Origin of the sequence: Brevundimonas sp. (assembly GCF_965279155.1) — a bacterium.
GTDB lineage: Bacteria > Pseudomonadota > Alphaproteobacteria > Caulobacterales > Caulobacteraceae > Brevundimonas.
The window spans coordinates 516,652-533,912 of sequence record NZ_OZ257138.1 but is presented as its reverse complement, the minus strand read 5'-3'; the positions used below and the strand labels follow the sequence as shown (position 1 = coordinate 533,912).

The window sequence follows — 17,261 nt, the reverse complement described above, 5'->3', positions numbered from 1 at the left end:
AAGCAATCGACATGCCGCTGATCCTGACCGAAGAACAGACGATGTTGCAGGACGCCGCCGACGGCTTCCTGAACGAACAGGCGCCGATCGCCCATCTGAGGAAGCTGAGGGACGAGCGTGACGCCGACGGGGTGTCGCGCGACCTGTGGCGGGCCTTTGGCGAGATGGGTTTCGCGGGCGTCATCATTCCCGAGGCGCTGGGCGGCATGGGGCTAGGCGCGGTCGAGGCCGGGGTGATCGCCGAGAGCCTGGGGCGCACCCTGACGCCGTCGCCGTATCTGGGATCGTCGATCCTGTCGGCCAAGGTGCTGATCGACGGCGGATCGCAGGCGCAACAGGCCTGGCTGCCCCGGATCGCGGCTGGCGAGGCGATCCTGTCGCTGGCGGTGGACGAGGGCGCGAAACACGCGCCGTCACGGATCACCACGTGGGCTGAGCGAGCGGGTAATGGTTTCAGGCTGAACGGAACCAAGGCCTTCGTGCTGGACGGCCATGTGGCGGATGCCCTGATTATCGCAGCGACGGCTGAGGAAGGGACGACGCTGTTCCTGGTTGATCCGGCGACGGCGGGCGTCGCGGTCGAGCGCACGGTGATGGTGGATGCGCACAACGCCGCGCGGATCGCGCTGAACGACGTGGCGGTTGATGCGGACGCGGTGATCGGCGCGGTCGGGGGCGGGGAGGCGTTGCTGGACGGCGCCCTGAGCCTGGGGCGGGCCTGTGCGGCCTCTAGCCTGACCGGCGCGGGCGATCAGGCGTTCAAGACGACGCTGGACTACCTGCGGACCCGCAAACAGTTCGGCAAGCTGATCGGCGAGTTCCAGGCGCTGCAGCACCGGGCCGCGCATCTGTTCTCGGAGCTGGAGCTGGCGCGCGCGGCGACGATCGGCGCCCAGATCGCCATCGACGAGGGGCGCGAAGACGCGCCGCTGGCGGCCTCCATCGCCAAGGCCAAGGCGGGGCGTGTCGCCGAACTGGCGGTGCAGGAGGCGGTCCAGATGCACGGCGGCGTCGGCATGACCGACGAGTTCGACGTGGGCCTGTTCATGAAGCGGGTGCGGGTGCTGAACGAACTGCTGGGCGACGCCGGGTTCCACGCCGAACGGGTGGCGCGGGCGCAGGGTTTCTAGCTTTAAAATCCGTCACCCTCGGGCTTGTCCCGAGGGCCTACGCTTGGTTCGAACGCAGTCGTGGACGGATCACGCTGAAGTTTCAAAATCTCATGGTCGAGCGCGCCTGACCGTGGGCCCTCGGGACAAGCCCGAGGGTGACGAGCGTTTGAAATCGGTCTCGATTTCATCCTTGGCGTCTGGACTTCCGAACTATCCCGCCTTCTCGCTCCACAAATCCAGATCTGGCTCGCGGCCGATCAGGGCCAGGCCGGCGGCGATGGATTCGAACTCGCCGCCGGTCTCGATCCGCTCGGAGCCGAAACGGCTCTGGAAGATGGCGCGCACGGCCGGCACGAAGGAGGTGCCGCCGGTCAGGAAGACGCGGTCGATGGCGTCGGGGCCCAGGCCGCTACGGGCCATGGCCTCGTCCACCGCGCCTTCGATGGCGGCCAGTTCCGGGGCGATCCAGCGTTCGAAATCGGTGCGGGCGACCGGCTTTTCGATATGGACGCCGCCGGCCTCGAACAGGAAGGTCGCGGTCTCGTCGGCCGACAGGGCCATCTTCAGCGTGGACACGGCGCGGTAAAGGTCATGGCCGTGGTTGTCGTCCAGCACCTCGATCAGGCGTTCGATCTTCTCTGGCTCCAGCGCGGTGCGGGCCAGGGAGCGGATGTCGCGCATGTCCCGCGACGCGCGCAGCAGGGCCAACTGATCCCAGCGGGCGAAGGCGGAATAGTACCGCTGGGGGATCGGCAGTTGTTTGCCGACCGAGCTGTAGAGGCCGCCCTTGCCCAGTTCGGGCGAGACCAGCTGATCGATGATCCGATAGTCGAAGGCGTCGCCCGCCACGCCGACGCCCGACCGCGCCAACGGCGTCGAACGCAGACCGTCCTCCGTCCGCTCGAACCGGATAATGGAGAAGTCGCTGGTGCCGCCGCCGAAATCGGCGACCAGAACCGTGGCGTCCTGCTTCAGCGTGCGCGCGAAATAGAAGGCGGCGCCCACCGGCTCGTGCGCATAGCGGATGTCGATGAAGCCCAGCCGTTCGAACGCCGTCTGATAGCGCGACAGGGCCAGGGTCTCGTCGGGATTGCCGCCCGCAAAGGTGACGGGGCGGCCGACGATGACGGCGGGTGGTGTGTTCGCCAGTTCGTCGCCCGCATGGTGGCGCAGACGCAGCAGGAACGCGGCCAGCAGATCCTCGAACGCATAGCGACGGTTGTCGATACGGGTCTCGGTGAAGGCGGCGCTGGCGGCGAAGGTCTTGAACGACTGGATGAAGCGGGTCTCCAGCGGGTCCTCGACATAGGCGGCGATGGCCCAGGGCCCGGCCTCGACCACGCGCTCGGGCGGCTGGCCGTTCACGCCCTGATGGATCTGGAAGCTGAGCGCCGAGCGGAAGGTGGTGGTCTGGCCCTCGACCGCGTCGAAGGTCACCAGCCGGGCGAGACCGTCCGCATCGGTCAGGGCGACGACCGTATTGGTCGTGCCGAAATCGATCCCGATCGTCATCGGTTTCGTCGCCGTCATGGCAGGGCTCCAGGCAGGGGAGCCGGGTTCCTAACGGCAGGCGGGGCAATAGCAAGCGCTAAGATGGCATAGCCATCTTTACCGGTCAGAACTTGGTCAGAGGGCACGTGAAGGCCCCGGCCGCCATTAGCGTTTCAGTCTCAAGCGAGAGAACTAGCATCCTCTACGAGACGGGAGAAATAGGCTAACCCTAACGTTGCGACGCTGATCGGTGCTTGATCGGATACGACTTTTGCCAAATGCATGTCCGGAACAGGCCAAGTGTTCCCCTTTCGATCTGTGACTGGGAGCAGTCGAGCGGACTTGGGCGAGTAGGTAATAGTCACGTTCGACCCATTCAGTGGCATAACCCTTAGCGTCCCGCCAGCCCCGATCGTTCCGTCAAGTCTGACGCTTTCTCCGGGTCCGCCTATTCCAAGGGATGGGCCAGCGAACTCCGCAGTGGGCTCAAGCCCGTGCTCCTCAACGTTGCGCGCCTCGATTAAATACTTCAGCAAGGGATCGCTCGTTACTTCAATCCACCGCGTCTCCAAGAGCTGTCTGGATTGGTTGTGGCCCTTTGATCCTGTGAGCAGGATCTCTCCTACTGCTTTCAACGCGACCAGGTAACTCTCCCAACACTCTGCGAAATCACTCGCGCTGTTCGCGTCAGCCATTCGCTTGATGCTCACATCACAGCGGCGCAATCTTTCTCTGCATTTCAAAATCGCCGCTGCTTTCACGTGCCTGTTCGCTCCAGTCCGTAGGTTATAGCGCACGCGTCTAACGCGAAAATCAAGTCTTCTCGGATGCGCGCCTTCACCAATCCACTGGTCGTAACTGATCCACTTGTCGTCATGTGGCCGAGGTTCTTCCCCGTTTCTCCGAATCTCGACCAGAGCATGAGTTGCCCATATACCGCGGACCCGAGCGGGACACGGCGAAGAGCGCGCCGTTCTGTCTCGGTCGCGGCATCGGCGTCGCAGATCATGAGATGGATGCCGAACACTCGCTCACCAATCCCTCAGCGCTAGATTGGGCGCCGGACGCGAATCCCAGAGGTTCGACTGAGGCGTTTTTGATCAATTCGCCAGAAGCGGCTTAGGGCGCTGACTAGTATGGGGCCGCTAATCGAGCGGCGGTATGCGAGGTTGGCGGAAGCGGTGGGATTCGAACCCACGGACGGCTCTCACCGTCGCTGGTTTTCAAGACCAGTGCCTTAAACCACTCGGCCACACTTCCTTGCCGCCGGAGCGGAGGCGGACGCCATAGCAGGCGAACGGGTCATTAACCAAAGCGGAAATGTCTTCGGTCATCCTGTTTTCGTATTTTTGACGAGGCGGGTCGATGACGTGTGGAAAATGGGTGCGCGGCGCCCTGATCCTGGGGCTGTTCTCGCTGCTGGCCGCCTGTTCGACGGCGGGCGGCGCGGGCGTGGGCGGGACGCGCGGCGAGGCGCGGCTGCCTGTGGTCAAGGATCCTGCGCCGATCGTGTCGGGGACGATGCGGCCCTATCAGGTGCGCGGACGCTGGTACACGCCCAAGGAACAGCCGGATTACGACGAGGTCGGGATGGCGTCCTGGTACGGCGACGCCTTCAACGGGCGGCCGACCTCGACCGGCGAGCGGTTCGACATGCATGCCCTGACGGCGGCGCACAAGACCCTGCCTCTGCCCGGTCTGGTCGAGGTGACGAACCTGGACAATGGGCGGCGGCTGGTGGTGCGGATCAACGACCGGGGGCCGTTCGTGGACAGCCGGATCATCGACCTGTCGCGCGAGGCGGCGAATGAGCTGGGGATGCTGTCGCAGGGCGTGGGGCGGGTTCGGGTCCGCTATCTGGGCCGGGCGCCGCAGCAGGGCGGGGGCACGCTGTTGAGGGCGTCGGCGCCCGCGCCGCGCGTTTCGGCGCCGGCGAGCGCGCCCGTGAGCCGGCCCGTGTCGGTCGCCGCCGCGCCGGTCGCAACCGCAGTGGAGGAGGTCTCGATCTATTGGGTGCAGGCGGGGACCTTCTCGGATCAGGGCGAGGCCCGGCGAATCGCCGACAGCCTGAGCGGCTGGGTGCGGGCCGACCTGAACGGCGGGCGGTTCAACGTCGTGGTGGGGCCGTGGGACAGCGCCAATGCGGCCGAAGCCGCGCGCCAGTCGGTCGTGGCGCGGGGTTACGCGGGCGCCCTGTTGATATCCGGCAACTGATCGCGCGCACGGGCTTGCGCCGGACAGCGCCCGCGCGCCATGAAGGCGGGTGACCCGTGGACAATTCATAAGCTTCGAAGGTGGCGAGGGCGCCGGCAAGTCGACCCAGGTCGGGCGGCTGGTCGCGCGGCTGGAGCCTGTGCTGGGCGAGCGCAATGTGGTGCGCACCCGCGAGCCGGGCGGATCGAAGGGGGCGGAGGTGATCCGCAACCTGGTCGTGGCCAATGACGCCGAGCCGTGGTCGGCCATGACCGAGACCCTGTTGATGTATGCCTCGCGCTCGGACCATCTGGAGCGGACCATCCGCCCCGCGTTGGCGGCCGGCGACTGGGTGGTGTGCGACCGGTTCGCCGACAGCAGTCGGGCCTATCAGGGCGCGGGCGGCGGCGTGGCCCAGAGCTTCATCGAACAGATCGACGCGGGCGTGGTCGGGGCGGATCAGCCGGACCTGACCCTGGTGTTCGATCTGCCGGTCGAGGTGGGGCTGGAGCGGGCGTTCGGGCGCGGCCTGTTCGAGACGCGGTTCGAGTCCAAGGGGGTGGAGTTCCACCAGCGACTGCGCGAGGGCTTCCTGCGCATCGTCGAGGCCAATCCGCAGCGGTGCGTGCTGATCGACGCCGTCGGGTCGCTGGACGAGGTCGAGGCGCGGGTCTGGCGGGCGGTTCAGGACCGGCTGCTGTGAGCGAAGACCATCCCCGCGACCGGTTCGACTTGATCCCCGATGTGGCGGCGGAGACGGCTTTTCTGGATGCCTGGGAGCGGGGGCGGCTGCACCACGCCTGGCTGTTGTGCGGGGTCGAGGGGACGGGCAAGGCGACCTTCGCCTATCGCGCGGCGCGGCGGCTGCTGGGGGCGGCGGCCGATCCGGCGCGCGGGCCGCTGGGCGCCGGGCGCGAGGATCCGGTCAGTCGGCTGATCTCGGCCCAGTCGCATCCCGATCTGCTGGTGCTGGAGCGGCTGGTCGAGGGCGGTAAGACCAAGAAGTCGATCTCGGTCGATCAGTCGCGCGAACTGCCCGAGTTCTTCTCCAAGAGCCCGTCGCAGGCCCAGTATCGGGTGGCGATCATCGACGCCGCTGACGACCTGAACATCAACGCGGCCAATGCCTTGCTGAAGGTTCTTGAAGAGCCGCCTGAGCGGGGCGTGCTGTTCCTGGTGACCCACGCGCCGGGGCGGCTGTTGGCGACGATCCGGTCGCGGTGCCGGCGGCTGAGCTTTCCGATCTGGACGCCGGAGCGGCTGGAGACCCTGGTGCGCAACCGCACGGGCGCGGAGCCGCAGGACGCCGAACATGCGGCGATCATGGCGGGGGGATCGCCGGGCGCGGCCCTGGCCCTGGCGTCAGGGGCGACCTTCGAGATGGACCAACTGGCGCGACGTTGGGTCGAGGGGGATGTGGACCGGGCCGAGGCCCTGGCCATCGCCGACAAGTTCCGCGGCGCCGAGGGGCAGGAGCGGTTCGAGACCCTGATGGACCGGCTGATCGCGGCGGTGCGGATGCGGGCCCTGAGCAGCCCGGCCGGCGCAGGCAACCGCTGGGCCGAGCTTTGGGAGCGGCTGCAGCCGTTGCCGGATCGGGCGGCGGGGCTGAACCTGGACAAGGCCGATGTGCTGGCCGGGGCGCTGGCGGATTTGAAGCGGGTTCAGGCCCAGCAGGAGCGGATGGGCTGATGCTGATCGACAGTCATGTGAACCTGCACGCGCCGCAGTTCGACGAGGACCGGGACGCCGTGATCGCCCGGGCGCGCGAGGCCGGGGTCGGTCTGATGGTCGAGATCTCCGACAAGCTGACGACCTTCGAGGCGACGCACGGGATCGCCATGGCGCACGACGACATCTGGTGCACGGTCGGGGTCCATCCGCATGAGGCCAAGGACGCGGCGGACCTGACGGCGGCGACCCTGATCGAGCTGGCGCAGCGGCCCAAGGTGGTCGGGATCGGCGAATGCGGCCTGGACTTTCACTATGACTTCAGCCCGCGCGAGATCCAGGCGGCGGTATTCCGCCAGCATGTGGCGGCGGCGCGGCAGACGGGGCTGCCTCTGGTGATCCACACCCGGGAGGCGGACGAGGTCATGGGGGCGATCCTGAAGGAGGAGCACGCCGCCGGGCCGTTCAAGATGCTGATGCACTGCTACACCAGTGGGTCGGAACTTGCGAGAATCGCAGCGGAACTGGGCGCCTGGTTCTCGGTGTCGGGGATCGCCACCTTCAAGGCGGCCGAGGATGTGCGGGCGGTGATCCGCGACATGCCGGCGGACCGGATCATCGTCGAGACCGACTGCCCCTATCTGGCGCCCATCCCGCACCGGGGGCGGCGCAACGAGCCGGCCTATGTCAGCCATGTGCTGGAAAAGCTGGCCGAGATCCGGGGCTGGAGCGCCGACGAGGCTGACCAGAGAACCACCGAGGCCTTCTTCGGCCTCTTTGACCGGATACCCAGGCCCGCATGAGCTTCGAAGTCGTCATCCTAGGCAGCGGATCGTCGGGCGGGGTGCCGCGCGGCGACGGCGATTGGGGCGCGTGCGACCCGGCCGAGCCGAAAAACCGGCGGACGCGCTGTTCGATGCTGGCGCGCAAGGCTGGGCCGGAGGGCGTGACCAACGTCCTGATCGACACCTCGCCGGACCTGCGCGAACAGATGCTGGCCAGCGCGACCAAGCATGTGGATGCGGTGCTCTATACCCACGACCACGCCGACCAGACCCACGGTATCGACGATCTGCGCACCTTCGCCGCGCGGTCGAGGAAGCGCATTCCGGCGTGGATGGACGAGGCGACGCATGGCTCGCTGACGCATCGGTTCGACTATATTTTCGAGAGCAAGTTCGGCTATCCGCCGCTGCTGGACGGGCGGATCATTCCGCCGCATGGGACGGCTTGGTCGGTCGAAGGAGCGGGCGGGGCGATCCCGGTCACGACCTTCGACCAGGCGCACGGGCCGATCCGGTCGGTGGGTTACCGGCTGGGCGACATGGCCTATTCCAGCGACGTATCCGATCTGGACGAGGCGGCGCTGGCGGCCGTGGCCGGGTGCAAGATCTGGATCGTCGACGCCCTGCGTTACGCGCCGCACCCGACCCATGCACATCTGGACCGGGCGCTGGAATGGATCGCCGCCGCAGATGTGGAGCGGGCGGTGCTGACGAACCTGCATATCGACATGGATTACAACCAACTGTCGGCGATTGTTCCCGCCAACGTCGAGGTCGGGTTCGACGGCTGGAGCCGGATAATCGATTGAGACTGGCAGGTTTGGCGGGGCGGAAAGCGCAGGCGGACAGCGCGGCCTATGCGCTACCCTTTGTCTACGCCGCCACCTTCGCAACCATCGACCGGGCGACGGCTTCGGCCACCTTGATACCGTCAACGGCGGCCGACAGGATGCCGCCGGCATAGCCGGCGCCTTCGCCGGCAGGGAACAGGCCGCGCACGTTCAGGCTCTGAAAGTCGGCGCCGCGGGTCATTCGGATCGGGGACGAGCTGCGGGTTTCGACGCCCGTCAGAACCGCCTGGGCGTCGTCGTAGCGGGCGATCTTGCGGCCGAAGACGGGCAGGGCCTCGCGCATTGCGGCGATCACATAGTCGGGCATCAGCGGCGCCAGGTCGGTCGGGCGCACACCCGGCTTGTAGCTGGGAACAACTTCCCCCAGCGTGGTCGAGGCGCGGCCCGCCAGGAAGTCGCCGACCAGCTGGCCCGGCGCGAAATAGTCGCCGCCGCCGGCCGTGTAGGCGCGGGTCTCCAGCTCCCGTTGCAGTTCGATGCCCGCCAGCGGATGGTCGCTCGGATAATCCTCGGGCGAGATGCCGACCACGAAGCCGGAGTTGGCGTTCCGCTCGTTGCGCGAATACTGGCTCATGCCGTTGGTCACGACGCGGCCGGGCTCGCTGGTGGCCGCGACCACGGTGCCGCCCGGGCACATGCAGAAGCTGTAGACGGTGCGACCGTTGCTGCAATGGTGCGAAAGCGTATAGGCCGCCGCGCCAAGATCGGGGTGGCCGGCGCAAGGACCGAACATCGCCCGATCGATCCACGACTGCGGATGCTCGATGCGGAAACCGACCGAGAACGGCTTGGCCTCGATATGGACGCCGCGCTCGTAGAGGGTCTGGAAGGTGTCGCGCGATGAATGGCCGATGGCGAAGACCACGTGATCGGCCTCCAGCGTCTCGCCGGTGTGCAGGCGCACGCCCCGGATGGCGCCCTTGTCGAGATCGATGTCCGTGACCCGGTGCTCGAAGCGATATTCGCCGCCGAGCGCCTCGATCTTCTCGCGCATGGCCTCGACCATGGTCACCAGACGGAAGGTGCCGATGTGCGGGTGGGCCTCGGTGAGGATTTCTTCCGGCGCCCCGGCCGCGACGAATTCGGTCAGCACCTTGCGGGCCAGGAAGCGCGGATCCTTGATCTGGCTATAGAGCTTGCCGTCGGAGAAGGTGCCCGCGCCGCCCTCGCCGTACTGCACGTTGGATTCCGGGTGCAGCTTGCCTTTGCGCCACAGCTCCCAGGTGTCCTTGGTCCTCTCACGGACCACCTTGCCGCGGTCGAGGATGATCGGCTTGAACCCCATCTCGGCCAGGATCAGCCCGGCGAACAGGCCGCACGGCCCGGCCCCGATCACGACCGGCCGAAGGCGCCCGGTCTTGGGCGCGACAGCGACCGGGCGATAGGCGACGTCTGGCGTCGGCGCCACGTGCACGTCGTCCGCAAAGCGGGCCAGCACCGCCGATTCATCCCTCACCTCGACGTCGAGGATGTAGACTTTCAGTATCGCGGATTTCCTGCGGGCGTCGTGCGCCCGCTTCCATATCGACCAAGACACAAGATCGTGCGGCGGCACGCCCAAGCGGGCGGCGATCGCGGCGGGCAAGGCCTCCGGCGGGTGGTCGAGGGGCAGCTTGAGTTCTGACAGGCGCAACATCCGGGGCGTTCTAGCCGGTCGAGTCTTTGGATCCTAGGCGCAAGGCCCAGGATGACGGCGTGGGCGTGGGCGTGGGCGAGACCGCCCCCTCAGTCCGACCCCGACCTATGACCCTTCCAATCGAACAACTCCTCCAGCACCTGCACCGCCTGGCCGCGTTCGGAGGTCAGGTCGGGGTCGCGGTTGAGGATCAGGCGGGCGTCGTCGGCGGCGGCCAGCATCAGGGAGCGGTGGCGGATCGGGTCGGCGAAACGGTAGGCGGGGAAGCCGCTCTGTTTCAGACCCAGGGGGTCGCCGCCGCCCCGCAGGCGGAAGTCTTCCTCGGCGATGACGAAGCCGTCCTCGGTGCGGCGCAGGGTTTCGAGGCGTTCTTTCGCGGTTTCACCGAGGGCGCCGTCCTGGCCGCCGTACAGCAGGATGCAGGAGCTGGCCTTCGAGCCCCGTCCGACGCGGCCGCGCAGCTGGTGCAACTGGGCCAGGCCGAACCGGTCCGCGTGTTCGATGACCATGATGGAGGCGTTGGGCACGTCCACTCCGACCTCGACCACCGTGGTGGCGACCAGCAGGGGAATGCGGCCGTCGGCGAAGTCGGCCATGACGGCTTCGCGCTCGGCGCCCGGCATCTGGCCGTGGGCCAGGCCCACCTCGACGCCCAGCAGGCGACGCAGGTCGTCGGCGCGGTCGACGGCGGCGGCGAGGTCAATAGCCTCGGATTCGGCGACCAGGGGGCAGATCCAATAGGCTTGGGCGCCGGCGTCCAGCGCCGTCTTCAGCCGGGCGGCGACCTCGCCGATACGGGCCAGAGGGACGACGGCGGTGGTGACAGGGGTGCGGCCCGGCGGCTTCTCCATCAGGCGGCTGACCTCCAGCTCGCCGTACTGGGTCAGTTCCAGGGTGCGGGGGATGGGGGTGGCCGACATGGTCAGCAGGTGGACGGCGCCGATGCGCGGATCGCCCTTGGACTGAAGCCGCTGGCGCTCGCTGACGCCGAACCGGTGCTGTTCGTCGATGACGGCCAGGGCCAGGCGATCGAAGCGGACGGCGTCCTGGAACAGGGCGTGGGTGCCGATGGCGACCTGGGCGTGACCGGACGCCAGGGCGGCCAGCTTCTCGCGCCTCTGGCCGTTGGTGTCGCGGCCGGTGAGCAGGACAGAGGCGACGCCGGCCGACTCCAGCAGGGGGCCGAGCTTTTCGTAATGCTGGCGGGCCAGGATTTCGGTCGGGGCCATCAAAGCGGACTGGAAGCCGCTGGAGGCCGCGTCGGCCAGGGCCAGGGCGGCGACGGCGGTCTTGCCTGAACCCACATCCCCCTGAAGCAACCGGCCCATCTGTTTGCCTGAGGCCAGGTCGCGGCGGATTTCGGCGACGGCCTGGGCCTGGGCGTTGGTCAAGGTGAAGGGCAGGGCCTGGAGCAGGTGATCCGAAGCTGCTCCAGGCGCGATGACGGGCGAGGGCTTGATCTCGCGGGCGCGGCGACGGCGGGCCAGGGCCAGCTGGTGGGCCAGGAATTCGTCATAGGCCAGGCGCTGGCGGGCGGGGGCGTCGGGCGAAAGATCCAGCTCGCCCGTCGGGGCGTGCAGGGCGTCCAGCGCGGCGCGCCAGCCCAGCCAGTTTTGCTTCTTCAGCCAGGCGGGGTCCTGCCATTCCGGCAGGTCGGGGGCGGCGGGCAGGGCGGCCTGGACCAGTTTTCGCAGCTGGCGCGAGGTCAGGCCTTGGGTCGCCGGATAGACGGGTTCGGATGCCGGGATGTCGGCGGCCTTGTCCGGCGTGACGATGTCCGGGTGGACGATCTGGACCTCGCCGTTGAAGCGCTCGACCTTGCCCGAGACCAACCGGGTCTCGCCGCGCGGTAGCAACCGGTCGATATGCTGGGGCGAGCCGCCGAACCAGACCAGGTGGACGAAGCCGGTCACGTCGCTGGCGCGGACCTTCAGCGGGGCGCCGGGGCGGCTGGGGACGAACAGGCGGTCGATGACGATCTCGAAGATGCCGACCTCGCCGTCCACGGCGGTCGCCGCCTCCATCGGCCGGCGTACGATGACTCCGGAGGGGCTGAGGAAGGCCAGGTCGCGCACCAGCGGCCCCGCCACCTTCTGCACCAGGGGCAGCACGCGGGGACCCACGCCCTTCAGGCTGGAGACCTCGGTGAACAGGGGAAAGAGAATCTGCGGACGCATCGCCGGGAACATAGCGTGACCATGACGGGTGGCGAAGTGGGCGAAGGAGCGCTATCTGCGCTTCTTCCATTTTAGGACGCTGAGGTTCGCCACGCGGTGGATCGCGGCTTGAACGTCCTTCAACCTTGCCGGGCCAGGATTGCTTGTGACCGAAATCCCCCAAGACGACAGTGGCGACCAGGCGGCGCTGGCCCGCAAGCAGCGGCTGGGCCGTATCCAGTTCCGGTCCTGGCGGCGGGGCTTCCGCGAGGCCGACATGGTGCTGGGTCCGTTTTCGGACCAGGTGGCGCCGACGCTGACGGACTCCGAACTGGATCAGCTGGAGCTGCTGATCGACGAGGAGGACCAGTGGCTCTACGGCTGGATCATCGAGCGTGACCCGACACCGCCCGAGTTCGAGACGCCCGTGATGGCCAAGGTCCGCGCCTTCATGCGCGAGCATGTGGCGGCCGAGGTCGGCAAGGGCATCGGCTGATGGATCAACAGGTCACTGCGCAGCACCGGACCGACGCCGATCTGGGCGGGGCGCCGGAAGGGCTGGACGCCCTGGTCGTAGCCGAGCGGATCAAGGCGAACGGCGGGGTCGGCGTCTTCGTGGCGCGCGACTATCGGCGGTCGGGCGGGTTTGTTCAGGCGTTCCGGTTTTTCTCGCAAGAGATCGAAATTCTTGAATATCCGGCCTGGGACTGTCTGCCCTATGACCGGCTGAGCCCCACGGCGGGGATCGCCGCCCAGCGGATGGCGACCCTGACGCGGCTGGCCCAGCGCAAGTCGGGCGACGCGCCGGTCCTGGTGGTCACTACGGTGTCGGCGGCCATGCAACGCACGCCGCCTAAGTCGGTGACGACCCAGGCGGGGTTCGAGACCAAGGTCGGGCGCGATCTCGATATCCAGGCGCTGGAGCGGTATTTCGCCGCCAACGGCTATGTTCGGGCCTCGACCGTGTCGGAGCGGGGCGAGTTCGCGGTGCGGGGCGGGGTGGTCGACGTCTATCCGCCGGGCTTCGAGGAGCCGGTGCGGCTGGACATGTTCGGGTCAGAACTGGAATCGATCCGCACCTTCGATCCCGAGACCCAGAGATCGACGGGCCAGATGACGGTGGTGTCGCTGGCGCCCGTGTCGGAGGCGTTGCTGGACGCGGCGGCGATCTCGCGCTTCCGCACCGGCTATCTGAACCTCTTCGGCGCGCCGGGCGATGACCCGCTGTATGCGACGATCAGCGAGGGCGCGCGGCGGCAAGGCATGGAGCAGTGGTTGCCGCTGTTCTACGAGAGCCTGGATTCGCTGTTCGACTATCTGCCGGACCAAGCGCAGATCTTTTTGGACAATCAAGCCGAGAGCGCGCGGGCCGAGCGGTGGGACCTGATCGCCGACGCCTATGAGGGGCGGACGGAAGCGGCAAAGACCAAGGGACATGCGGCGGCCAATCGCGCGCTGCCGCCCCGGTCGCTGTATCTGGACGCCGGCGACTGGAATCAGGCGCTGGCGGGCCGCGCCGTGCGGCGGTTTACGCCGTTCTCGGGCGGCGGCGAGGATGCCGGCGGCCGGCTGGGCCGGACCTTCGCGGCCGAGCGGGCGCAGGACAGCGTCAACCTGTTCGAGGCGGTGGCGGCCCATGCGGCGGCCCTGAAGGCCGACGGCAAGCGGGTGCTGTTCGCTTCGTGGACCGAGGGCTCGTCGGAACGTCTGTCGACCATGCTGGCCGACCACGGGCTGGATCATATCGTCGCCGTGCGCGACTGGGCCGATGTGCAGACCGCGCCGAAGGACCTGTATCTGCGCGGCGTGCTGCCGGTCGAGCATGGGTTTGCGACGGACGAGGTCGCGGTCATTTCTGAGACCGACATCCTGGGCGACCGGCTGGCGCGACCGCGCAAGAAGCGGCGGGCGTCGAACTTCCTGGCCGAGGCCTCGGCCCTGACGACCGGCGATCTGGTGGTTCACCTGGATCACGGCATCGGGCGGTATGAGGGGCTGAAGACGCTGGAGATCCAGCAGGCGCCGCATGATTGTCTGGAGCTGATCTACGCCGGTGAGAGCAAACTCTATCTGCCGGTTGAAAACATTGATCTTCTGACCCGTTACGGGTCGGATTCGGAAGGCGCGCAGCTGGACCGTCTGGGCGGCGCTGGCTGGCAGGCGCGCAAGTCAAAGGCCAAGGAGCGTCTGCGCGCCATGGCCGAGGGGCTTATTGCGCTGGCGGCCAAGCGGGCGCTGCGAGAGACCGACGCCGTCGTGCCGCCGCCGGGCCTGTTCGCCGAGTTCTGCGCCCGCTTCCCCTATGAGGAGACGGACGACCAGTTGAACGCCATCGGCGATGTGCTGGAAGATCTGGGCAAGGGCACGCCGATGGATCGCCTGATCTGCGGCGACGTCGGTTTCGGCAAGACCGAGGTGGCGCTGCGGGCCGCCTTCGTCGTGGCCATGACGGGGCAGCAGGTGGCCATTGTGGCCCCGACCACCCTGTTGGCGCGCCAGCACTACAAGACCTTCACCGAGCGGTTCGCCGGCTGGCCTGTGAAGGTGCGCCAACTGTCACGGATGGTGGGGGGCAAGGAGGCGGCGGAGACGCGGGCGGGGCTGAAGGACGGCTCGGTCGAGATCGTGGTCGGCACCCATGCGGTGCTGTCCGAACAGGTCGGCTTCCGCGACCTGGGCCTGGTCATCGTCGACGAGGAGCAGCACTTCGGCGTCAAGCATAAGGAGAAGCTGAAGTCGCTGCGCGCCGACGTCCACCTGCTGACCCTGACCGCCACGCCGATCCCGCGCACCCTGCAGATGGCGCTGTCGGGCATCCGTGAGATGTCGATCATCGCCACCCCGCCGGTCGATCGTCTGGCGGTGCGGACCTATGTGACGCCGTGGGATCCGGTGCTGGTGCGCGAGGCCCTGCTGCGCGAGAAGTATCGCGGCGGCCAGGCCTATTATGTCGCGCCGCGCCTGAAGGACCTGCCGGGCATCGAGAAATTCCTGCGCGAGCAGGTGCCTGAGATCAAGTTCGTGGTCGGCCACGGCCAGATGGCGCCGACCCAGCTGGAGGAGGTGATGAGCGCCTTCTACGACGGCGAATACGACGTGCTGGTCTCGACCACGATCGTCGAGAGCGGGCTGGACATCCCGACAGCCAATACGCTGGTCGTGCACCGCGCCGACATGTTCGGCCTAGCCCAGCTGTACCAGATTCGGGGCCGGGTCGGCCGGTCCAAGGCGCGGGCCTTCGCCTATCTGACCACCGACGCGGTCAAGCCGATGACACTGTCGGCCGAGCGGCGGCTGCAGGTGCTGCAGTCGTTGGACAATCTGGGCGCCGGCTTCCAACTGGCCAGCCACGACCTGGACCAGCGCGGCGGCGGCAATCTGCTGGGCGACGAACAGTCGGGCCATATCCGCGAGGTCGGCGTCGAACTGTACCAGCAGATGCTGGAGGATGCGGTCGCCGAGCTGCGCGAAAAGGGCGAGGGAACCAATGTGGATCGCGGCTGGTCGCCGTCGATCAACGTCGGCGCTTCCGTTTTGATTCCAGAGGAATACGTGCCGGACCTGAACGTCCGTCTCAGCCTGTATCGCCGCCTGTCCGACGCCGAACAGGCCGAGGACCGCGAAGCCCTTGCCGCCGAACTGATCGATCGGTTCGGGCCGTTGCCGGACGAGGCGCAACAACTTCTGAAGATCGTCGGCATCAAGTCCAACTGCCGCCGGGCCTGTATCGAGAAGATCGACATCGGCCCGCGCGGCGCGGTGCTGACCCTGCGCGACAACAGCTTCCCGAACCCGATGGGTCTGGTGGGGCTGATCCAGAAGAACCAGGCGTTCTGGAAGATCCGGCCGGATCAGAAGATCTTCGTGACGGGCGACTGGCCCACGGCGGAAGAGCGGCTGAAGGTGGCGGAACGGATCACGGCCGACCTGGCGCGAGTGGCGGGGGCTTAAAGCCGCCTCAGCGTCTTTTCGAACAGGTCGGCGGAGGCGCGTTCCAGCAGGGCGGCGGCGCTTTCGTTCGGTTGCATCTCGGCGGCGCCGACATCGAATTCTGCGACGAAGGGCGAGCGGTCAGGGCCGGCGTCGAAGGCGGTGCAGCCGATGACGGCGGCGATCCGTTCGGCGGCCAGGCGCGCCGGCTCGGCGTGGGTCGCCGGAAGGGCCAGGGCGAAGACTTCCTTGGCCAGGCGGGCGGGCGTGTCTTCGACCCGAACCAGACGCGAGACCATGGCCCCGATCTGGGGCATGGCGCGGTCCAGCCAGCCGCCCTGGCGTGCCCAGGTGACGGATTCGGTTTCGCGAACGCGCAGGACGCAGACGGACAGCGGACGCTTGCGGGCGCGCGAGGCTTCGGCGACGCGGCCCAGGTGGCTGGCGAACAGTTGGGGGGTGAACAGGCCCGTCGCGGGGTCCATCAGCTCCAGGCTGCGCACCGAATCCAGCGTCTTGCGGATGCCCAGATGAGTGCGGTGGGCGCCGGCCAGGGCCAGGATGCGTTCGGCCGTCTCTCCCTCCGGCGTATCGGCCGAGGCGACGTCGGCGAAGCCGCGGTTGAACAGCTCTGACAGGCTGATCTCGTTCTTGCCGCGCAGATAGAGCATCAGCGGGATATGATAGAGGCGGGTGTTGCGCTTCATGCCCGCCGCGATGGACAGGGCCGGCGCATGATCCTCTGCGCCCCACAGGACGGCGGCGTCGAACGGGCTTTCGTGCAGATAGTCGAAGGCCGTGTAGGGGGTGGGGGCGGCGACGACCTCGACGCCCGCAGCGGTCAGGGCGTTGGACAGGGCCAGGAAGCGGCGATCCGCGACGCCGGCGGCCAGCACCCGCAGCGGGCCGTCGTCGTCAGAACGGGCGTCCAGCTTCACGTCGCGCGTCGCGAAGGTGGTCACCCGCAGGTGGAACTCTTCCTCGGCGATGGCGGCGCGACCCAGCTGCTCCAGCCGCAGGGCGGCCTGGGCAGGATGGGGCGGGGTGGACATGGTCAGGTCCGCGCCCTTGATCGAATCGGGGCGGGCGCCGATGACCATGATCGGAAGGCGGCGAGGCTCGGCGGCGACGCGCAGGCGCACCGCAACGTCCAGACCAAACGTATCGATATCGATGACGGCGGCTTCCAGCGGGAAATCCTGAAGCGTCAGCTCGGCCGAGACCACGTCGCGCGCCGTCACCGTGCGCCAGCCCAACGCATCCAGACCCGCAGCGAGCGGCCCGATCCGGCCATCGTCAGCCGCCAGGATCAATACACGCGCGTCGAAAGCCAAAACCCATCGTCTCCGTAAGTCGCCGCGCCCATAGCCGGTCGGAGGCGTGCGGACCATAGCGACGAGGGTGTTAAGGATGCAATGTCATGGCGAATGGAACGA

12 protein-coding genes and 1 tRNA gene are annotated in these 17,261 nt (G+C 67.8%); 8 read left to right on the top strand and 5 right to left on the bottom strand.

The genetic code is table 11. The annotated features are described in order from the left end of the window. Positions 1–11 precede the first annotated feature (11 nt). On the top strand, positions 12–1,130 hold the full coding sequence (locus ACQY72_RS02640; RefSeq protein ID WP_428155549.1) for an acyl-CoA dehydrogenase family protein: 1,119 nt from the start codon (positions 12–14) through the stop codon (positions 1,128–1,130). A gap of 192 nt (positions 1,131–1,322) precedes the next feature. Here the strand turns inward: ACQY72_RS02640 and ACQY72_RS02635 are convergent, their stop codons facing one another. Next, a complete protein-coding gene (locus ACQY72_RS02635) occupies positions 1,323–2,642 on the bottom strand; it encodes an Hsp70 family protein (protein ID WP_428155547.1) in 1,320 nt (439 codons plus the stop codon). Positions 2,643–3,773: 1,131 nt separating this feature from the next. Continuing rightward, positions 3,774–3,863 (bottom strand) — tRNA-Ser (locus ACQY72_RS02630). A 105-nt stretch (positions 3,864–3,968) separates the two neighbouring features. Between ACQY72_RS02630 and ACQY72_RS02625 the strand changes: the two genes are divergently transcribed. The 5 genes from ACQY72_RS02625 to ACQY72_RS02605 are packed head-to-tail and all read left to right on the top strand — an operon-like array spanning position 3,969 to position 8,061. Then, positions 3,969–4,817, top strand: a complete 849-nt coding sequence (locus ACQY72_RS02625; RefSeq protein WP_428155545.1) for a septal ring lytic transglycosylase RlpA family protein — start codon at positions 3,969–3,971, stop codon at positions 4,815–4,817. A gap of 49 nt (positions 4,818–4,866) precedes the next feature. Beyond that, positions 4,867–5,499, top strand: a complete 633-nt coding sequence (gene tmk / locus ACQY72_RS02620; RefSeq protein ID WP_428155544.1) for a dTMP kinase — start codon at positions 4,867–4,869, stop codon at positions 5,497–5,499. Next, the gene (locus ACQY72_RS02615; RefSeq protein ID WP_428155542.1) at positions 5,496–6,488 is read left to right on the top strand and encodes a DNA polymerase III subunit delta'; all 993 of its coding nucleotides are present in this window, start codon (positions 5,496–5,498) and stop codon (positions 6,486–6,488) included. The genes tmk and ACQY72_RS02615 overlap by 4 nt, the downstream gene beginning before the upstream one ends. Further along, positions 6,488–7,270 (top strand): TatD family hydrolase, encoded by a 783-nt coding sequence (locus ACQY72_RS02610; RefSeq protein WP_428155540.1) that lies wholly within the window; start codon positions 6,488–6,490, stop codon positions 7,268–7,270. The genes ACQY72_RS02615 and ACQY72_RS02610 overlap by 1 nt, the downstream gene beginning before the upstream one ends. Continuing rightward, positions 7,267–8,061, top strand: coding sequence for an MBL fold metallo-hydrolase (locus tag ACQY72_RS02605; RefSeq protein ID WP_428155539.1), 795 nt, complete (start codon positions 7,267–7,269; stop codon positions 8,059–8,061). Before ACQY72_RS02610 ends, ACQY72_RS02605 begins: the two co-directional genes overlap by 4 nt. A 64-nt stretch (positions 8,062–8,125) precedes the next feature. On the opposite strand, the gene ACQY72_RS02600 is transcribed toward ACQY72_RS02605, so the two are convergent. Both ACQY72_RS02600 and recG read right to left on the bottom strand, forming a co-directional pair. Next, positions 8,126–9,739, bottom strand: a complete 1,614-nt coding sequence (locus ACQY72_RS02600; RefSeq protein ID WP_428155537.1) for an NAD(P)/FAD-dependent oxidoreductase — start codon at positions 9,737–9,739, stop codon at positions 8,126–8,128. A gap of 89 nt (positions 9,740–9,828) precedes the next feature. Beyond that, the gene (recG, locus tag ACQY72_RS02595) at positions 9,829–11,916 is read right to left on the bottom strand and encodes an ATP-dependent DNA helicase RecG (protein WP_428155536.1); all 2,088 of its coding nucleotides are present in this window, start codon (positions 11,914–11,916) and stop codon (positions 9,829–9,831) included. Between the two features lie 145 nt (positions 11,917–12,061). On the opposite strand from recG, the gene ACQY72_RS02590 reads away from it, so the two are divergent. Both ACQY72_RS02590 and mfd read left to right on the top strand, forming a co-directional pair. Next, positions 12,062–12,391 carry a succinate dehydrogenase assembly factor 2 gene (locus ACQY72_RS02590; protein ID WP_428155535.1) on the top strand — a complete coding sequence of 110 codons (330 nt, stop codon included), beginning with the start codon at positions 12,062–12,064 and terminating at the stop codon, positions 12,389–12,391. Further along, positions 12,391–15,846 carry a transcription-repair coupling factor gene (mfd, locus tag ACQY72_RS02585; protein ID WP_428155534.1) on the top strand — a complete coding sequence of 1,152 codons (3,456 nt, stop codon included), beginning with the start codon at positions 12,391–12,393 and terminating at the stop codon, positions 15,844–15,846. The genes ACQY72_RS02590 and mfd overlap by 1 nt, the downstream gene beginning before the upstream one ends. Here mfd and ACQY72_RS02580 read toward each other — a convergent pair. Continuing rightward, positions 15,843–17,159, bottom strand: a complete 1,317-nt coding sequence (locus ACQY72_RS02580; RefSeq protein ID WP_428155533.1) for a diguanylate cyclase domain-containing protein — start codon at positions 17,157–17,159, stop codon at positions 15,843–15,845. The genes mfd and ACQY72_RS02580 overlap by 4 nt on opposite strands. Between the last annotated feature and the right edge of the window lie 102 nt (positions 17,160–17,261).

Coding starts and splice junctions, on each gene's coding strand:
- ACQY72_RS02640 (WP_428155549.1), top strand. CDS start 12: ATGCCGCTGATCCTGACCGAAGAACAGACGATGTTGCAGGACGCCGCC.
- ACQY72_RS02635 (WP_428155547.1), bottom strand. CDS start 2,642: ATGACGGCGACGAAACCGATGACGATCGGGATCGATTTCGGCACGACC.
- ACQY72_RS02625 (WP_428155545.1), top strand. CDS start 3,969: ATGACGTGTGGAAAATGGGTGCGCGGCGCCCTGATCCTGGGGCTGTTC.
- ACQY72_RS02610 (WP_428155540.1), top strand. CDS start 6,488: ATGCTGATCGACAGTCATGTGAACCTGCACGCGCCGCAGTTCGACGAG.
- ACQY72_RS02605 (WP_428155539.1), top strand. CDS start 7,267: ATGAGCTTCGAAGTCGTCATCCTAGGCAGCGGATCGTCGGGCGGGGTG.
- ACQY72_RS02600 (WP_428155537.1), bottom strand. CDS start 9,739: ATGTTGCGCCTGTCAGAACTCAAGCTGCCCCTCGACCACCCGCCGGAG.
- recG (WP_428155536.1), bottom strand. CDS start 11,916: ATGCGTCCGCAGATTCTCTTTCCCCTGTTCACCGAGGTCTCCAGCCTG.
- mfd (WP_428155534.1), top strand. CDS start 12,391: ATGGATCAACAGGTCACTGCGCAGCACCGGACCGACGCCGATCTGGGC.